Source organism: Saccharococcus sp. Marseille-Q5394 (assembly GCF_946901335.1).
GTDB classification, from domain to species: Bacteria; Bacillota; Bacilli; order Bacillales_A; family Planococcaceae; genus Sporosarcina; species Sporosarcina luteola_C.
Genome location: NZ_CAMPPQ010000001.1, coordinates 1,911,198 through 1,929,992 on the forward strand (window position 1 = coordinate 1,911,198; position 18,795 = coordinate 1,929,992).

19 protein-coding genes are annotated in these 18,795 nt (G+C 49.0%); 1 reads left to right on the forward strand and 18 read right to left on the reverse strand.

What is annotated here, in order from left to right:
• Nucleotides 1-56: 56 nt before the first annotated feature.
• From moaA to glp, 6 genes are read right to left on the reverse strand one after another with little or no spacing between them, the layout of a single operon-like run.
• The gene (gene moaA, locus OC538_RS09150) at nt 57-1,067 is read right to left on the reverse strand and encodes a GTP 3',8-cyclase MoaA (RefSeq protein WP_251693348.1); all 1,011 of its coding nucleotides are present in this window, start codon (nt 1,065-1,067) and stop codon (nt 57-59) included.
• A gap of 5 nt (nt 1,068-1,072) precedes the next feature.
• A complete protein-coding gene (locus tag OC538_RS09155; RefSeq protein WP_251693346.1) occupies nt 1,073-1,645 on the reverse strand; it encodes a molybdenum cofactor guanylyltransferase in 573 nt (190 codons plus the stop codon).
• Nucleotides 1,645-1,878, reverse strand: coding sequence for a molybdopterin converting factor subunit 1 (gene moaD / locus OC538_RS09160; protein WP_251693344.1), 234 nt, complete (start codon nt 1,876-1,878; stop codon nt 1,645-1,647). The genes OC538_RS09155 and moaD overlap by 1 nt, the downstream gene beginning before the upstream one ends.
• Nucleotides 1,875-2,321, reverse strand: a complete 447-nt coding sequence (locus tag OC538_RS09165; RefSeq protein ID WP_251693342.1) for a molybdenum cofactor biosynthesis protein MoaE — start codon at nt 2,319-2,321, stop codon at nt 1,875-1,877. Before OC538_RS09165 ends, moaD begins: the two co-directional genes overlap by 4 nt.
• The gene (mobB, locus tag OC538_RS09170) at nt 2,308-2,829 is read right to left on the reverse strand and encodes a molybdopterin-guanine dinucleotide biosynthesis protein B (protein ID WP_251693340.1); all 522 of its coding nucleotides are present in this window, start codon (nt 2,827-2,829) and stop codon (nt 2,308-2,310) included. Before mobB ends, OC538_RS09165 begins: the two co-directional genes overlap by 14 nt.
• The gene (gene glp / locus OC538_RS09175; RefSeq protein WP_251693338.1) at nt 2,817-4,073 is read right to left on the reverse strand and encodes a gephyrin-like molybdotransferase Glp; all 1,257 of its coding nucleotides are present in this window, start codon (nt 4,071-4,073) and stop codon (nt 2,817-2,819) included. Before glp ends, mobB begins: the two co-directional genes overlap by 13 nt.
• Nucleotides 4,074-4,135: 62 nt before the next feature.
• Between glp and moaC the strand changes: the two genes are divergently transcribed.
• Nucleotides 4,136-4,633, forward strand: a complete 498-nt coding sequence (gene moaC / locus OC538_RS09180) for a cyclic pyranopterin monophosphate synthase MoaC (protein WP_251693336.1) — start codon at nt 4,136-4,138, stop codon at nt 4,631-4,633.
• Nucleotides 4,634-4,989: 356 nt separating this feature from the next.
• Here moaC and OC538_RS09185 read toward each other — a convergent pair whose 3' ends face one another.
• The 12 genes from OC538_RS09185 to ric form a co-directional block, all read right to left on the reverse strand.
• Entirely contained in the window at nt 4,990-5,502 is a 513-nt protein-coding gene (locus OC538_RS09185; protein WP_251693334.1) for a molybdenum cofactor biosynthesis protein B, read from the reverse strand.
• Between the two features lie 15 nt (nt 5,503-5,517).
• Nucleotides 5,518-6,537 carry a ThiF family adenylyltransferase gene (locus tag OC538_RS09190; protein WP_251693332.1) on the reverse strand — a complete coding sequence of 340 codons (1,020 nt, stop codon included), beginning with the start codon at nt 6,535-6,537 and terminating at the stop codon, nt 5,518-5,520.
• Between the two features lie 228 nt (nt 6,538-6,765).
• Nucleotides 6,766-8,277: a nitrate/nitrite transporter gene (locus OC538_RS09195; RefSeq protein ID WP_251693331.1), complete on the reverse strand. Its 1,512-nt coding sequence runs from the start codon at nt 8,275-8,277 to the stop codon at nt 6,766-6,768.
• Nucleotides 8,278-8,329: 52 nt separating this feature from the next.
• A complete protein-coding gene (locus tag OC538_RS09200; protein WP_251693328.1) occupies nt 8,330-8,857 on the reverse strand; it encodes a hemerythrin domain-containing protein in 528 nt (175 codons plus the stop codon).
• Nucleotides 8,858-8,872: 15 nt separating this feature from the next.
• Nucleotides 8,873-9,520, reverse strand: a complete 648-nt coding sequence (locus tag OC538_RS09205) for a response regulator (RefSeq protein ID WP_251693326.1) — start codon at nt 9,518-9,520, stop codon at nt 8,873-8,875.
• A complete protein-coding gene (locus OC538_RS09210; RefSeq protein ID WP_251693324.1) occupies nt 9,517-10,584 on the reverse strand; it encodes a sensor histidine kinase in 1,068 nt (355 codons plus the stop codon). Before OC538_RS09210 ends, OC538_RS09205 begins: the two co-directional genes overlap by 4 nt.
• Nucleotides 10,565-11,044 (reverse strand): GAF domain-containing protein, encoded by a 480-nt coding sequence (locus OC538_RS09215; protein WP_251693322.1) that lies wholly within the window; start codon nt 11,042-11,044, stop codon nt 10,565-10,567. The genes OC538_RS09210 and OC538_RS09215 overlap by 20 nt, the downstream gene beginning before the upstream one ends.
• Before the next feature lie 26 nt (nt 11,045-11,070).
• Nucleotides 11,071-11,763: a respiratory nitrate reductase subunit gamma gene (gene narI / locus OC538_RS09220; RefSeq protein ID WP_251693320.1), complete on the reverse strand. Its 693-nt coding sequence runs from the start codon at nt 11,761-11,763 to the stop codon at nt 11,071-11,073.
• Nucleotides 11,756-12,325 carry a nitrate reductase molybdenum cofactor assembly chaperone gene (narJ, locus tag OC538_RS09225; protein WP_251693318.1) on the reverse strand — a complete coding sequence of 190 codons (570 nt, stop codon included), beginning with the start codon at nt 12,323-12,325 and terminating at the stop codon, nt 11,756-11,758. The genes narI and narJ overlap by 8 nt, the downstream gene beginning before the upstream one ends.
• Nucleotides 12,318-13,919, reverse strand: coding sequence for a nitrate reductase subunit beta (narH, locus tag OC538_RS09230; protein ID WP_251693316.1), 1,602 nt, complete (start codon nt 13,917-13,919; stop codon nt 12,318-12,320). The genes narJ and narH overlap by 8 nt, the downstream gene beginning before the upstream one ends.
• Complete coding sequence (locus OC538_RS09235; RefSeq protein WP_251693314.1) at nt 13,909-17,580, reverse strand: nitrate reductase subunit alpha; 3,672 nt, start codon at nt 17,578-17,580, stop codon at nt 13,909-13,911. The genes narH and OC538_RS09235 overlap by 11 nt, the downstream gene beginning before the upstream one ends.
• Nucleotides 17,581-17,965: 385 nt before the next feature.
• Nucleotides 17,966-18,664 (reverse strand): iron-sulfur cluster repair di-iron protein, encoded by a 699-nt coding sequence (gene ric, locus OC538_RS09240; protein ID WP_251693312.1) that lies wholly within the window; start codon nt 18,662-18,664, stop codon nt 17,966-17,968.
• Nucleotides 18,665-18,795: the final 131 nt, after the last annotated feature.

An 18,795-nucleotide genomic window follows, 5' to 3' on the forward strand; every position in this document is an offset into this window, starting at 1 on the left:
CCGCAACGACAAAAAAACGCCCTGCAAGCCAAAAAGGCTGTAGGGCGTCACTACAATCATCCACCAATATAACTCATATTAATCTTCTTCCGGTTTTTCACCGTCTGCTCCGTCCGCTCGTCGGAATACCGGTCGGCACGGCGTCCCCACACACCACTAATGGCGTCAAGTAGCTCTTCATCCGACATGCCGCTGCGGATCAATTTCCTTAAATCGAATCCGGAAGAAGCGAACAAGCAAGTGTACAGCTTTCCATCAGATGAAAGCCTCGCCCTTGTGCAAGTTGAGCAGAACGATTCCGAAACCGATGTGATGAAACCGACTTCCGCACCGTTGTCTACATATCTATACCGCTTCGCCACTTCGCCGTAGTACTCCTCTTCGGCCGGCTCCATCTCATATTCCGCGCGAAGCATTTCATAGATCTCTTTCTTCGTCACGACTTTCTCGAAACTCCAACCATTGTCATTGCCAACGTCCATGAATTCGATGAAACGCAATGTGATGCCGCGTTCCTTAAAATACGCCGCCATCGGGAGAATTTCGCTTTCATTCACACCTTTTTGTACGACCATATTCATTTTGATCGTGAAACCGATGTTCTTTGCTCGATCGATATTCTTCAAAATGAGTTCTGGCTTAATTCCGCGACCGTTCATTTTCCCAAACAGCTCCGGATCCATCGCATCAAGGCTCATATTCAAACGACGGAGGCCTGCGTCATACAGCGGTTGTGCATATTGCCCGAGCAGCACGCCGTTCGTCGTCAGTCCGATGTCCTCGATTCCTTCGATCTTTGTCAGCTTCACAATTAAGTCGGGTAGACCACGTCGCATTAAAGGTTCGCCGCCCGTCAGGCGAAGCTTCTTCACGCCAATAGATGCAAAAAGGCGGGCGAACCGCTCCATTTCCTCAAATGACAAAAGCTTATTTTTCGGCAAAAACACATAATCATCACCGAAAATCTCCTTCGGCATGCAATAGGTGCACCGGAAATTACAACGATCGGTCACAGAAATCCGCAAGTCCCGAATCGGGCGGCCTAATTTATCTACAATCGGATTCATCTTCGTCAGCTCCTTTCCAGGACATCTGGAGTGTTCGCATTCATGAATATCCGGCGGGCGTCATCTTCCGTTAACAGTTCGCCTTCAATCCATCGGACTCCATGTTTATCCTGAACATCCATGACCCGGCGCTTCCCGTTTTCAAGCGCTTCACGCAAATCCGGGAGTGCATCGGCATCCCAGACTGATACGAGTGGATGATATTTCCCCTCCAAGACGACGGCGGTCACGCCGGAAGTATGGCATTCGAGCAACCGTTCGACCACATCCGCAGTCATGAACGGCATATCACAAGGCAGCACGATATAGCGTTCTGCACACAATTTTTCCATCCCCGACAATATCCCCGCAATCGGACCTTGCCCCGCAAACGGTTCAAGGTCGGTTATCACAAGCAAATCTTCAGGAAATCGTTCCACCAACTCAGGACGTGTCACAACAATACATTCCTCACAATATGGAGATAAAGCAGCCAATGACAATTCATAGAAAGGGTGCTCCTCCCATTCGGCAAAAGCCTTAGGGGACCCGAATCGACTCGACAATCCACCTGCAAGTATAATCCCCGCGGTTTTCATCAGCCACCGCTCACAGGAGGAATGAAAGCACAAACATCCCCTGACTCGATGACGTCATCTTTCAATGCGTATTCTTCATTCACCGCCACTTGGACATTATCCGCACCGAATCCAGGGTACGATTCCTCCGCCCAATTCAGCAGTTCAGCGACCGTCATTGAATCGCGGTTAAGCGTCTCTTCCCCTTTTCCAGTCAACTCACGCAATCTTGCAAAATAATTCACTTTGATCATGCCTGTTCAACCCCCTTTGCAGGATATTTCTTCTGAGCACCGATCCACTCTTCCCCGTCTTCCCAAATTTCCTTCTTCCAGATGGGCACCACTTCTTTAATCCGGTCTATTGCATATTCATTCGCCTCGTAAGCCGCTTTCCGGTGTGGAGAAGAGACGGCGATGACGACTGCGATATCCGATATTTGCAGTTCCCCGATCCGATGGGCGATCGCAACGCGTACACCCGGCCATTTCGCTTCCATTTCCGCTCCAATTTCCGCCATTTTCTTTTCCGCCATCGGGACATAGGCTTCGTACGAAAGGTAAAGCGTCTTCACGCCGTGCGTCCACTCCCGAACATTACCGGTAAAGACCGTGACAGCGCCTGCTGAAGGATGAAGCACATAATCCATGTATTTTTGAACTTCTATCGGTGTTTCCACAATTTCATATTGTTTCATCGCCATCTCCCCTTCCAATCCACTTTACAAACCATTCGTCGATTTGCTCCGTTTCCTCGCGCGAATGTATATGAGGAAATTCCATCTCAATTTCTGGACACCCGATAACGAGCAACTTATCTTCCAACTGACGCAATGTATGCCAGTCTTCCAAATCTCTCAGCAAAACGACTTTATCCCCTGTTTCTCCTTTATACCCTTCAATTAATAAAACATCCGGATTGCCGATCGAAGCCATTTCTTTCAGCCTAGCAAACTCAGGCTCTTCATTCCAGATTAATTGAATCGTGCCGCCACCCGATACAAGTGTTGCATCTGCCCCATTCGCCAAAAATTGCGACGTATCGGTCGAGGCTTCGCTCATGTCCGGTTTTCCGCCATGCCCATGATGCTTCAGAACGGAGACCGACAAACCGTTCTTCTTCAATAAACCGATCCATCTTGCAACCAACGTCGTCTTGCCGCTATTTTTATAGCCGACGACATGAAGCGTTTTCACAATGTCCACTCGCTGACGCCTTGCTCGCTACCGACCAACAGGATATCGACTTCATCCCCCTGGACAAAGCCCCTCGTTCCGCTTGGTAGTACAATCAGGCAATTCCCTCTTGCAATTGAAGAGACTGCGTTTGATTTATTAAAACCCGCTGGCACTGCTTCAATTCCACCCTCGGTGAATGTCCAAGTGGCGCGGATGAAGCGCGTAAATGGATTTGGCTTCGTGAAGTCCTCCCCCAATTTCGCCGTCATCCTTGGCATATAAGGGGCTGTTCCCCCCATCATCGCAAGGATCGCCGGCCTTGTAAATAGCTCAAACCCTGTGAAGCAGGCGGATGGATTTCCAGAGAGGCCGAATAATAGTTTATTTCCAAGCTGAGCAACGGTCGTCACACTGCCTGGTCGCATCGCCACTTTGTTGAATAAAACCTTCGCGCCAAGCCGCTCGTAAATGACAGGCAAATAATCATAATCACCGACAGACACGCCACCTGTCGTTATAAGGAGATCCGTCTCCGCAATCGCTTTCTCGACAATCGATGTGCAGGCATCCAAGTCATCCGCCGCCATCCCGTACGACTTATAGTCGATGCCCATCCGCTTCAATTGTGCGCGGATCATCGGGCCGTTCGAGTTCCGGATTTTGCCCGGCACGAGTTCATCCGCCACATCGAGCAGTTCCGTCCCTGTCGATAAAATACCGGCGACCGGACGTTTCGCAACTTTTACTTCCGCATAGCCGAACGTCGCAAGCAATGCGACTGTGCCAGGATGGATGAGTGAGCCCGCTTCGATAAGCAGCTCCCCTTCCTTCGCATCCTCGCCTTTATACGAGATGTTTTCGCCTGCCTCAAACGGCTTCCGCAATGTGAAACCACTGTCCGTTTCGACTGTCTGCTCGAGCATGACGACCGCATCCGCGTTTTCCGGAATTTGCGCGCCTGTCATGATCCGATATGCTTCCTTTTCACCGATCGGCTTGTCTCCGACGTATCCGGCACCGATTTCGCCGATGACTGAAAAAGGCACCCGGTTATCGCCGGCCGCCCCTTCTGAATCGAGCGACCGGATTGCAAACCCATCATAAGGTGATCGGTCAAAAGGAGGTACATCGTGTTTAGCGATAATTGGCTCGGCAAGGACTCTTCCGTAAGCTCCTTCAAGTCCAATCATTTCCGTTCCTAAAGGCGTTGCGTGCTCCATTACAAGCCTGACAGCCTCCGCCACGGGAATCGGTTTTCTCATTTCCACCATTGTGAACACTCTCCTATCTTCTGATATACTAAAATGTACTATGTTTGAAGGGAATGAATCCAATGTCTGAATTGACACACTTCAACGAACAGGGACGTGCCAAGATGGTCGACGTTTCCGACAAGGCGGTGACGACGAGAACCGCGGTCGCTGCTTCTTCGATCATTGTAAATGAATTGATCCACTCGCAAATTACGGAAGGCACCAATAAAAAAGGTGATGTCTTCGCCGTCGCGCAAGTCGCTGCAGTCATGGCTGCAAAAAACACATCATCCATCATTCCAATGTGTCACCCACTTGCCCTGACTGGCGTCGATGTCCGCTTCGAATGGCAGATTGATGAATCTGAGCAGCATTACGAGGTGCTCATCGAAGCCGAAGTGAAAACGAAAGGTCTCACCGGCGTCGAAATGGAAGCGTTGACCGCTGCTTCCGCTGCAGCCCTCACAATTTACGATATGTGCAAAGCGGCAGGCAAGGAGATGGTCATCGGCCCGACAATGCTGCTGAAAAAGACCGGCGGGAAAAACGGCGATTTTGAACGTACGGCAAGTGAATGAGAACTCTTTGACGTTGAACGAGAAGTCTTCTATGTTAAACGAGAACTTGATACGCTGGAACGAGAACTCCTTCCGCGAAAACGAGAGCTCTTCAGTGTTGAACGAGAACTCCTAGTACGTAAACGAGAACTCTTGGTCCATTCTTTCTGACTAGGACCCATTCTTTCGTGTTTAAGGTCCATTCTTCCCGACAAGGGCTCATTCTTCCATGTTCAAGGTCCATTCTTTCCGACAAGGGCCCATTCTTCAGCGTATAAGGTCCATTCTTTCTGACAAGGGCTCATTCTTCAGCGTTCAAGGTCCATTCTTTCCGGCAAGGGCCCATTCTTCAGCGTTCAAGGTCCATTCCTTCGCGATCACTTCCGATGCTTCGTCAGTTCATGTACGATATGATGAAGCTCCGGGAGGATCAGTTTTTCCATCGCCAGCTTCACCGCTTTCGATGACCCCGGCAATGCGAATAACACCTGTTCATCGATCGACCCCGCAGTTGCCCGGCTCAGCAACGCCTTCGATCCAACATCTTCCGTATAACTCAAGAACCTGAACAACTCTCCGAATCCATCAATCTTCTTCGTAAAATACGGCGTCACCGTTTCAATCGTCACATCACGCAAGCCGATTCCTGAACCGCCCGTTATGATGATGGCCTCGACGGCGGAAGTGATAATCCACTCTCCCACGTTTCCGGCTATCTTTGCCGGCTCATCGGGACAAATCCGATAATCTGCAATATGGTGACCAGCTTCCTCCGCCATCCGAATGATCGTCCCACCACTCTTATCCGTATCCTTATCCCGCGTATCGCTCACCGTCAAGACGGCGATGGCGATTGATTTCTTCTTTTCCTTGTCCGAAAGATTCGACATGCCATATACCCCCTATCACCCAAAAAATTGATGATACAGTTTCCGTCCTTGCTTCATATCTTTCAACCCATGAATAAGCAACCGGCCGTTTTGGAATAAAACACAGCGGTACCCTTCTGCATGGAATTCCACAAAGAACGGCGTCATCCGGTATTCCGTTCCCAATCGCTCCGCAACTTGCACGCCATCTGCGACTGATAAACTTCTTCTGCTATCCGGCACAATCTGGACGGTTTCCCTTCCGCATAGAACTGCATAATGTGTGCCTTCCGGTTGATTCAAGGAAGGATATGTAGGTGCTTCTCCACAAGTTTCGCAGTGGGCATTCCGTATCCGAGAGATGCCAGCCTCCGCTTGTGTATTATTCCAAACATCAACGTGCAATAGCTTTGTCATCATCGCATCCCTGTTGCCCGTCAACCATTTCAATGCTTCCGCGGACTGCCTCGCCGCAACGATCTGGACAGCAGGTGCAATAATGCCCGCCGTATCGCATGTTTCATTGACCGAAGGGAGGACCGGCAGCAAACAACGGAAACACGCCGACCGACCCGGGATGAACGGAAATACAGTGCCCGAGCTCCCGACGCATGCACCGTGAATCCAAGGGATCCCCTTCTTCCAAGCGACATCGTTCATGAGAAGCCTTGTTTCAAAGTTGTCCGTCGCGTCCATGATCAGATCGGCTTCTTCCGCCAGCTCTTCAAGCAATGCAGCGTCCACATGATCGAGCACTGTCCGGATATCAACGTCTTGTCGAATCTCTTTCAGCCGACGTTCTGCGGCGACGACTTTCGGCACGCCGTCCAAAGCGTCCTGTTCGGTGAACAATTGCTGCCTTTGCAAATTGGACATTTCCACGTAATCGCGGTCCGCAATTGTTAGCTTGCCGACGCCTGCCCTGACTAATGTCTCGGAGATGGGGGAACCGAGCGCCCCGCAGCCGATGACGAGTACATGTGCTTTTTTCAATCGTTCTTGTCCTTCTTCGCCGATCGGCTTGAAAAGCGTCTGACGCGAATATCTCGTTCCCACCCTAACTATCTCCTTCCAGATTCAATCTTCTAGCTATCATCCAACTCCGGCGCCCATACACTCGGGGGTCATAAGGCAGGCCGCTTCCGCTTTTGAATCGTCTAGCTCCAGCGGCCAGATGCTTGGGTCATAAGTCAGCCATGCTGCACGGCAAAAAGCGCCGTTTCGCATGGCCGTCTTATGCCTGTCGCATCTAGGCAGGCCGCTTCCGCTTTTGATGGCTTCCGGTCAGTGCGACCGGGCGCCCTCTCGTTGAGGTGTTATGTCACTGAATGTACCGACATACCGTTCGACTTCACCTGAATTGTTTTTGACTGCATTAATCGTCAACAGTTCCAAATACTCCGTTCCGTCTTTCCGCTTGTTCCAGATTTCACCTTGCCATGATCCCTCTTCGCCAATGATGCTCCACATGGTTGTGTAAAATTGTTTGGACTGCCTTCCGGAGCTGAGCACATTCGGATTGCTGCCGATTACTTCTTCTTCAGTATAGCCTGTAAGTTTAGTAAATGCAGGATTTACTGACAAAATAGTACCTTTCGGATTCGTAACGAGAATCCCTTGCCCCGTCGAATCGAACACTTCCTTCGCGAGCGACACCCGATCCATATAATATAGCCAGACAACGAGGACAAGGCTTACAAGTGCGACTTGGGAGAACGCCATGAAACCGATTGAATAGGAACCAGTAATGGAGTGTATGGTTGCGAGCAATAAAGGAGGGAAAAACCCGCCTAATCCGCCCATCATCGAGACGATTCCATTCACAATCCCCGCTTGTTTATTGAAATAAAACGGAACGAGCTTGAAGATGACGCCGTTGCCGATTCCTGCCATAGCTGCAATCAGTATGCTGCCGACCGTATAAAGCTCGATGCCAGGCGAGAATGCCAATACGATGGCCGCTAATGTCAGACCGGCAAACGCACCCATCAATAGGAATAATGGCTGGAATTTGTCCGCTAGCCAACCGCCTACAGGACGGAGCAATGTTGCGACGACGATAAAACCGGCTGTCCGCATGCCCGCATCGACTTTCTCCAATCCGAAATACGTGACGAGGAAATTCGGCAGGAAAACTGTGAAAGCTACGAACGAACCAAAAGTAATGAAGTAGAACAATGAAAAGAACCAAAGTTTCTCATTTTTATAGACGCCTTTAATCTGTTCAACAATCGGCGTTTTAATTTTTGCTTCGTGCTTATCGCCAAAAATGAAGTTCAATGCAGCGAAAATGAGCAGCAGCACTAAATAAAGTTTGACTGTCATCGACCATCCGATTTGTGTCGCAATGACCGGAGCGGCGAATGTCGACACGGCTGTACCGATATTCCCCATTCCATAGATCCCGTTGACGAGTCCGTGCTTCTCTTTCGCGTAATATTTCGGCAAAGATGTAACCCCGACAGAGAATACGGCGCCCCCGATTCCGAGGAAAGTCCCTCCGATGATCAGCCCGGCAAACGAAGTCGTTTCACTTATGTAAAACACCGGGAACAGGAGCAAGATGAAGCTGATCATGAAGATGATCCTGGCTCCGAAAATATTTGCATAGTATCCTAACGGAATCCGTAAAATGGATCCTAGCACGACCGGGACGGCTGTCACGATCGCCAACCTTTCAGGCGGAATGGCGATGTCCTCCGAGATGAACGGCAAAAGAGAGGAAATCAGCACCCATACCATGAAACCGACTACTAAGTTAGCTGTCTGTAAAGGCAATTGAATTTTTTTATTCATTCATATATCAGTCCATTTCTGAAAGTAGTGAACAGCATTATCACCAAGCCTATCAAATGATGGATGTGTACAACTCTTCGAATAGCTGATCCTGCTCCGTGATGCGCAGTGTATTGATGACCATCGGGAAAACAATCGACTGCTCCTTGACGAAGTGGATTGTAATCACTTCAAATGCCTCGCCCGCGTCTTTGACGATATCCTTCATTTCCTGCAATGACAGCTCTTCTAGAGTTCCGCGGGTATGATGGAGGAAATGGCCAATATACGCATCGATCTCTTCGTGCTCCTCCTCGAGCGCCAAGATAGGTCCTTGTTCATCACCGATATATTTCGATAGCATCGGAAAAAGGAATTCCTCCTCTTTTTCCGTATGATTCTTCAGCGGATCTATGAATTCAATGATAAGCTTCCGCAATGTCTGCAATGCTTCCCTCGCTTCATCCGCGTTATAAATATCCCGTTCGAAACCGAGGACGATCGCATGCCAGCCGTCCATCAGGTACGATAAATAATTGTGTTCGTTTTCAAGCACCCGCAATGCAGGCAGTTCAAATTGGAATTGTTTCGCAGTCGTCAAACGTCACACCTCCACTTAGAAGTTCAGGAACTTTTTCCGTAATGCATATTCCACAAGCTCTGGCCTGCTTTTCAAATTCAGTTTTTCCATGATCTTCGATTTATGAGCCTCCACTGTCTTGACGGATATATAGAGCATTTCTGCAATCTCTTTATTCCCGTATCCTTTCGCGACTAACGGAAGGACTTCGATTTCCCTTCGCGATAAAATCTTATAAGGATCCGTCTCGGCTTCATCGAAATCCTTCTTTACGAATTGACGCACGAGTGATGTCGCCATCGAAGGATGGATATACGTGCCTCCGTCATAGACCGTCCGAATGGCGGAAAGCAATTCCTCGTCGGGCGAGTTTTTCAATACATAACCGGACGCACCATTCTTCAGTACATGGAAAAGATATTCTTCATCGTCGTACATCGTCAGGATGACGACTTTCGTTTCCGGAAAGTCCTCTTTAATCTTCCCTGTTGCAATCAAACCGCTCTCCCCTGGAGGCATGCTCAAATCCATGAGCACAATGTCGGGTCGATGCTTCGCTACTTGTTCATACGCTTCCAATCCGTCCGCGGCGGTAGCTACGACTTCCATATCATCTTGAAAGTTCAATATGTGCATGAAACCGCTGCGGACGACCGCATGATCATCGGCAATGATGATCTTCAATCGTCATTCCCTCCTTTATCAACCGGGACCTCCAACTGGATCACAGTTCCTTTCCCGACTTCGGACCGGATATGAAGGTGCCCGTCAACGAGTTCAGCCCGTTCTTTCATGCCATAGATGCCTAATCCCGTGCCTTTCGGATCCGTATTTTTCAATTCGAATCCCCTTCCTTCATCCATGACAATTAAATGAAGAAGGTCTTCAGATTCGTACAACCGGACAACCATTTCATCAACTTCTGCATATTTCAATGCATTAAAGACGGCTTCCTGGCAGACACGGTACACGACCGTCTCGATTTCTCCTTCATATCGTTTAGTTTCGAGTTCCGGATGGAAATGAACGATGAGTCCATAATTCTTTTCCAACCATTTGAAATGGGTACGGAAAGCCGCCGCCAATCCGAGATCATCGAGAGTAGCGGGCCGCAGTTCGACGGATAGGTGGCGTATATCATCCAATAACCGCATGAGCGAGCCTTCCGTCTGCTGCACTTTCTTTAAAACTTCCTCTTCGATATTCATATATTTCAAGACACGCAAATCGACCAATGAACTGAGCATTTCCTGTGCCACACTATCATGCAGCTCGCGGGAAAGGCGCTTCCGTTCATCCTCCTGTGCTTTGATCACCCGTTTCATCATCTGTTTCTGATTCAATTCCTCTTGCGTCTTGAATTGGCGGGTCAGGTTCCTCAGCATGAAAACCCGGGTTCCCGTCTCTGCGTCAATTGTCTGGATGCTGCCGGAATAAGGGATGACACCTCTTCCTTTCGTATCGAAATATACTTGGAAGGAGCTGACGTCTTCATCCGGATTAGCCATATAACAGGAAACGCATGTCAACGGCTCCTCGGAGCTCGTATAACCTTTGCACGCTTTACAGATCGCTCCGGTACTGCCCGCCATCATCTGCTCGTAGACATCCTTATCGATAATCTCTTCTGCGGCGGAATTCATGGCGAGCACTTTCCCTTGCCTATCAAAAAAGAAGATGGCTTCATCGGAATTGCCGTATAGTTTCATTAACAGATTCGACAACATATTAGTACTGGTCCGATTCATCCTTCACCATCTCCTTATTATAAAATGGACCGAACTCCGAACCGATTTCCTGCTTGAATTGCTCGAATTGGCCGGCGGTCATCTTTCCGCCTGTCCGGTACCCGACAAGCATGACTCCTTTTACACGATTGTTTTTAAAGAGGGGAATCGCTCCGAAACTTTTGAGCTTTTCCGCTGTGATAATCGGATAATTGAACAGGTCACCTGCAGTCCATTCTTCCTCTGCATTCCCGACAAACATCGGCTTTCCCGTCTTGAAGACGAGTCCCGCCAGTCCTTTTCCCGATTGCAATTTTATGCGCCGATAACGCTCGTTCAGATTCCCGGTCACATACGTCCATCTCAATTCAAATCCGCGTTCCGGCGATTGGACGAGCGCAATGCTGACGAAATCGAATCCGAATAACTCTTTTAAACGCTCAATCTCTTGCTGGTAATTAAATCCCACCCGATCTTTCATCGTCATTGCTCCCTATGGAAAACTCTTTATCGTTTGCCCGCTTTCACGGGCGATCTTCTATACAGAATATAGCTCCTGCCGACATAATTCAATGGGACACTCCATACGTGGACGAGCCTAGTGAACGGCCACATCGCGAAGATGAGGAAGCCGGTCAGAATATGCACCTTGAACGTCAACGGAGCAGCGGCCATATACCCTGCTTCCGGCCTGAATATGAGCAACGAACGGAACCATACAGAAATGGAGTCACGATAATCGAATCCCGGATTCAAATTGTTTGTCACTAATGATGCATACACACCGATGAAAACGATGAATAGAAGCAGGCTATTAACGATCAAGTCGGACGCCGAAGATAGCTTCCGGACATTCCGGTGGGTGAAGCGGCGTGAGGTGAGGATAAGCATTCCTGCAAGAGTGACAACACCGAAAAACCCTCCTCCCCAAATCGCGCCCATATGATACATATGGTCACTTACGCCAAGTGCCCGCGTCCATTCTTTCGGTATACCGAGCCCCGCCACATGCCCAAGAATGACGGGAATGATGCCGATATGGAATAGCAGGCTGCCGATCATCAGCTGTCTTTTCTCGATAAATTCACTCGATTTTGCTGTCCATCCGAACTTGTCATGCCGATAGCGGAAAATATGACCTACGACAAATACCGCCATGCAAATATAGGGGAAAATCACCCATAAGAATTGGTTACTCATTGGCAGGAACCTCCTGTTGGATACAAGACTTGAATACCTCCCTCATCCCTTTGATGAGGTGAAAGTAGGGGCTCTCGTACTTTTCCAGAGCCTTCATCAAATGATAGGATCCATCCTCCAACACTGCGAGCAGCATTGTAAAGCTTTGTTGGGCACGTGGATCCCCTCTCCATTCCGCCGCATAGATGAATTCGCACATAAGCGGGAGGAAGTCAGATAGCTCGTTATCCGGCATGACAAGGCCGAACATTTCATAGAGCACTTTCAACCGGGCCAGCATTTGCCCCCTATCCTTTGAATCTTCGTATTTCACATATGTCATGAACAGCGTGCAGTCTTTTTGAAAGTCGAAAGTATTAATATACATCTCCTGGATTTCTTCAAGACTATGATCATGCATCAGATCCCAATACTTCTTTACTTCGGGATAAGACGGATCGGAAGAGTCGATCGACTCTTCCAAAACGTGCGGATGGAACGTAATTTTTTCGGGATAGGACAACTGGCTGGCAAAAAACCCGAAGACGCTTTTCTCTTCGTACAGACGGTCCAGATTAATCACGCCAGATCCCCCCATAGAAGTTTTCTTCGTAAATCTCCTTGCCTGTTTTTCCTGGAGAGACAGGTCCGCATCCATCACAGCTGCCGTCGTCGCCCATCATTGAATAACTGAACTGGTTTTGCGTTACGCTTTCCCCATACGTACCCATCTGTTCGTTGTAACCAGCTGAGCCTTGTGAGCGATAGACGTTCATCGTACCTTCCTTATGGGAAGTCGGAATGACAAAACGGTCTTCGTATTTCGCAATTGCAAGCAAGCGGTACATTTGCTTCGTCTGTTCGGCTGTCAGGCCGACACGTTCAAGCCGGGACTCGTCAAATTCCTTGCCGGACGATACTGCCCGCATATAGGAACGCATCATCGCCATGCGCTGAAGCCCTTCTTTCACGGTTTGCGTATCACCTGCCGTCAGCATATTTGCCAAGTACTGAATCGGAATTCTCATTTCCTCAATTGCCGGGAAGATCATATCCGGGTTCTTGATGGAATCTTTCCCTTCAAAATAGTTCATGATCGGGCTTAGCGGCGGCACATACCAGACCATCGGCAATGTGCGGTATTCCGGATGCAATGGGAATGCGAGCTTGTATTCGATAGCCAATTTATACACAGGCGAATTCTTCGCTGCATTGATCCAATCCTCCGAAATGCCGTCCTTCATCGCCTGCTCGATCACTTCAGGGTCATGCGGATCAAGGAATAAATCACATTGCGCCTTGTACAGGTCTTGAGGATCTGGAGTCGATGCCGCTTCGAGTACACGGTCCGCGTCATAGAGAAGAACGCCCAAATAGCGGATTCTTCCTGTGCACGTCTCCGAACAGACTGTCGGCAATCCAGCTTCAACACGTGGGAAGCAGAATGTGCATTTCTCCGCTTTGTTCGTCTTCCAGTTGAAATACACTTTTTTGTAAGGGCAGCCGGTCATGCAATAGCGCCAACCGCGGCAAGCTTCTTGGTCGACGAGTACGATGCCGTCCTCGTCGCGCTTATAGATCGCCCCTGCAGGACAGGAGGCGACGCAGCTCGGATTCAGGCAGTGCTCGCAAAGCCGGGGCAAATACATCATGAACGCTTGCTCAAAATTGAATTTGACCTCTTCTTCAATCTTTTCGATATTCGGATCTTTCGGGCCTGTTATATGAGCGCCGGCCAACTGGTCTTCCCAGTTCGGACCCCACTCCAAGTCCATATAATCTCCGGAAATGACCGATTTCGCACGCGCAACAGGCGTATGCTCGCTTTCAGGTGCCATCGTCAATTTTTCATAGTCATATGTCCACGGCTCGTAGAATTCCTTTATTTCCGGCATGTCCGGATTGTAGAAGATTTTCCCCAGAGCGATTTTCGAAAGCTTCGATCCGGATTTCAATTCAAGCTTTCCATTGCGCAGATGCCAGCCGCCTTTGTAAAGCTCCTGGTCCTCCCACCGTTTCGGATACCCGATGCCCGGTTTCGTCTCCACGTTGTTGAACCACATATACTCGGCGCCTTCCCGATTCGTCCAGGCTGTTTTACATGTGACACTGCACGTATGGCAGCCGATGCATTTATCCAAATTCATGACCATTGCTACTTGTGCTTTAATTTTCAAGCCAGTTGACCTCCTTCATCTTGCGGACTGCAACATACTCATCACGTTGGTTTCCGATCGGCCCGTAATAGTTGAATCCGTAACTCAGCTGAGCGTAACCGCCGACCATCTGTGTCGGCTTCATATGGATACGGGTCGGCGCATTATGGCTTCCGCCGCGCTCCTCCGTAATTTCAGATCCGGGAACTTGGATATGCTTATCTTGCGCGTGATACATGAACATCGTACCCTTAGGCATCCGGTGGCTGACGACGGCGCGTGCTGTAACAACACCGTTCCGGTTGTACACTTCAAGCCATGCATTATCGTCGATGTCATGCTCCTTCGCGTCGAGATCGGAAATCCATACAGTCGGACCGCCGCGGAACAATGTCAACATATGCTGATTATCCTGGTACGTCGAGTGGATGTTCCACTTGCCATGCGGTGTCAAATATCTGAGGACGAGCGCATCCTGTCCTCCCACAATCGGCTTATCCCTTGGTCCCAACACCATCGGCGGCAATGTCGGCTTATAGACCGGCAATGATTCGCCGAAATCGAGGAACAATTCATGGTCGATATAGAAATGCTGTCTTCCTGTCAGCGTTCTGAATGGCACAAGCCTTTCGATATTCGTCGTGAATGGAGAGTAGCGTCTGCCCATTTTATTCGATCCGCTGAAGACAGGCGTCGGGATGACTTCCCTCGGCTGTGCTGTAATATTGGCGAATGTGAAACGTTCAGCCGCCCGGTCAGCAGAAATATCCTTCAGCTCAACGCCCGTATCCTGTTCAGCCGATTCAAAGGCACGTTGCGAAACGCGTCCGTTCGTTGCGGATGAAAGAGTGAGCATCGCTTCAGCCGCATTTTTCGCCGTATACAATTTCGGCAGTCCGTCTTTGATCGTTCCGTCCGTGTAGACACCATTGATGCCTTTCATCAGCTCATACTCTTCTGCCACCGAGAATGAAACGCCGTGTGCGCCCACTTTTCCAGTCGAGAGCAAAGGACCGAGCGTGATATATTTGTCATACACTTTCGAGTAATCTCGTTCAACAATCGTCATACCAGGCATCGTCTTGCCTGGTATCGGTTTGACTTCCCCTTTTTTCCAATCCTTCACTTCACCGAATGGTTGGGCGATTTCCTGCACGGAATCATGTGCAAGCGGAGTCGTCACCAAATCCCTATACACGCCAGGCAGATGTGTTTTCGCCATCTCCGCAAACGTTTCGGCAATCGACCGGAAAATATCCCAGTCGGAGCGTGATTCCCATAACGGATCAACCGCCGGATTGAACGGGTGGACGAATGGATGCATATCGGTTGAAGACAGATCGACTTTTTCGTACCAAGTCGCTGCCGGCAATACGAGATCCGCATATAACGGCGTCGCGGTCATCCGGAAATCGAGAGCTACGAGAAGATCGAGCTTCCCTTCCACTTCATCCCGCCAGACAATTTCTTCCGGTTTCATATCTTCATTCGGCTGCGCAATCAACCCGGAAGATGCTCCGAATAAATGCTTCATGAAATACTCCTGACCTTTTGCAGAACTCGACACTAGGTTCGAACGCCATACGAAAAGTGATCTCGGAAAGTTTTCCGGCGCATCCGGATCTTCGATGGCAAAATTCAATTTTCCTGATTTCAATTGGTCGACTGTATAATTGACGATTTCCTTGGTCGTCGTCTTGCCCGCCTGCCGCGCTTCCTCGGTCAACTGCAGGCTGTTCCTATTAAATTGCGGATAGGATGGCAGCCATCCAAGTCTTGCGGCAAGCACATTGTAATCCGCTGGATGTTCATAACGCGATTTATTTCCGAGCGGCGAAGCCAAAGAACTTGTGCTGCCTTCTTCATATTTCCATTGATCTGTGGCGAAATAGAAGAACGACGTCGCATTTTGCAAGCGAGGAGGCGCCTGCCAATCCCTTGCGAATGCGATCGTGCTCCAACCTTCAATCGGACGGCATTTTTCCTGTCCGACGTAATGCGCCCATCCGCCCCCATTGTTTCCTTGTGAAGCAGTTAGGGTAACTAAATTGAGGATGGCCCGGTAGATCGTATCGCTATTGAACCAGTGATTGATGCCTGCACCCATGATGATCATCGAACGTCCGCCTGTATCGATTGCATTTTGTGCAAACTCACGGGCAATTTGGATGACCAGTTCCGGTTTGACGCCCGTCACTTTCTGCTGCCAGGCAGGAGTGTACAAGGATTCTGCGTCGTCATACCCTTTCGCATCCCATCTGCTATTTGAACGGTTAATGCCGTATTGGCTCATCATGACGTCATAGACAGTTGCGACGAGACGTTCCGTACCGTCCGCAAATTTCACTTTCTTCGCCGGGATGGCTCGTGTGAAAACACCATTGCCCGTATTATCGAAGTAAGGGAAATGGATCTCTTTCCATTCAGCCCCGTGATCGACTACGGATAAGACCGGCTCCACTTTTGTTCCATCCTCGTTTTCAAGGATGAGGTTCCATTTCGCGTCCTTTTCCCATCGTTGCCCCATTGTACCGTTCGGAACGATGATTTCATTTTTCGCACCGTCGATGATGACCGGCTTCCACTCTGCATGTTCGCTCGCTTGACCAAGATCGCTCGCGCGGACAAAACGCCCTGCCTTATAGGCATTGCCATGCTCTTCTAGGGTGATCAAGAACGGCATATCCGTGAATTGCTTCGCATAATCAATGAACATCGGCTCTTTCCGCTGCTCATAAAACTCATCCAAAATGACATGGGTCATCGCTTGGGCTACCGCTGCATCAGATCCAGGATTCGGCGCGATCCAATCATCCGCATGTACAACACTTTCCGCATAGTCCGGCGCGACGGAAACAGTTTTTGTTCCTTTGTAACGGACTTCCGTCATGAAGTGCGCATCCGGTGTCCGCGTCAACGGAACATTCGACCCCCACATAATGATATAGCCGGCATTGAACCAGTCACTCGATTCAGGGACGTCCGTCTGCTCACCCCAAATCTGCGGCGAGGATGGCGGTAGATCCGCGTACCAGTCGTAGAAGCTAAGCATTTCCCCTCCTAACAGCGATAGGAAGCGTGCGCCCGATGCATAGCTGACCATCGACATCGCAGGAATCGGCGTGAAGCCTGCAATACGGTCAGGTCCATATTTCTGGATGGTGTAAATCAGCTGGGCTGCGATGAGGATTTTCACATCACGCCAATGGATTCTTACATGCCCGCCTTTTCCGCGCGCTTTTTTGTATTCAGCTGTTTTCGCAGGGTCTTCTACAATACTAGCCCACGCTTTGATAGGGTCTTTCAGCTCGGCAAGCGCCCGACTCCACATACGCCATAATTTCCCCCGTATGTATGGATATTTCACACGTAACGGACTGTATTCATACCATGAAAAAGACGCTCCCCGCGGACAACCCCTCGGTTCGAATTCAGGCATGTCGGGACCGCAAGACGGGTAGTCGATTTGCTGGTTCTCCCACGTTATAATTCCGTTTTTCACAAACACTTTCCAGCTGCAAGATCCCGTACAGTTAACGCCATGCGTCGTCCGTACAACTTTGTCATGGGACCACCTTTGGCGATACATATTCTCCCAATCCCTACTCTTCTCTTCGAGCACGGACCAGTTTCCAGAATAACGCTCAACCGGCTTGAAATACTTCATGCTAAACTTGTTCATTGAATGCATTCACTCCTTCTATTAGAATGGCGTGCAGATAGGGGGAATCGACATACCTATCTATTCTATTACCCTTTATGTTATCTAGTAATCGGAATATTTCAAATTAGGGTTTTCCCTATATCGCCCCTGGAGTTCCACCTATTAAATAAAAAAGCTGCCGTTTTGGCAGCTTTTTTATGAATGGAAATTGCAATCGCGCATAAATCAATAAACGTACGCATAAAATCCGGCAAAGACGCATATATCATTGCAAAGGCGCATAAATGTTAAAAACCGCTCATAAACCGATACAAACGCGCATAAACGTCCACAAGCGATCATAAATCTCCAGCCATGCTGATAAATGCATGCAATTCCCCGATCAGCAATGCAATCCTATCAATTACAATGCCTTCGCAATCCGCTCGAACAAGACATTATTCTCAAGATGCACATGTTCAAACGTCTCTTTTTCAAGCTGCTCCAATCTTGCATAGGCAAGCCGATATGTTCCGCATGCCCCTTCCGGAGGCGTGAAGTTATTAGTGATTTCCCTAAGTTCGTGAAGCAACCGTCCTGCATTGTCATGTTCCGCTTCCAATTCGGATACATGGGGCTTCAATTGCTCCTTCAATTCGGGAGTTGGATTACTCAAAAATTCAAGGATGAGAGGAAATACATTTTGGTCTTCATCATCGGTATGGTTGATCAGTTCTGCACGCAACGTCTTGAAAATTTCTTGCACGCGCAGCAAATGCGGATGGTTTTCGCCATGGACTCGGGCTATCTTCGTAATATAAGGCGCAAGCATCGGCAATTCATCGCGTAAGCCTTCATGGTATTTTTCCTGAATGTAAGCGACCAACGTCTTCTCCCCGAATGAAGAAGGCTCCATGCTAATGCGGCTTTCCCTTTTATCTTCTATTGAATGGATGCTATTCAAAACTTCCATAGGATTCAAATTCCGCTGCTCCGCCGCTTCTTTCAAAGATATTTTTCCTCCACAGCAATAGTCGATACGAAGATTCCTGAACAAATCCGCGCTTTGCGGCAACGCCGTGACAATATCCGAGACGCGTGTATCGATGGTAAGTGAAGACATAATGAATTCCTCCCAATTTTTATTTTCAAATTCATCGTAAAGAATTTACTTGGTGAGAGATAGTAGGGAAATGCCTATTTTCCATCCGGAATTACCATCAGTTAAATTGATGGTTCATTCATAATTCTAAA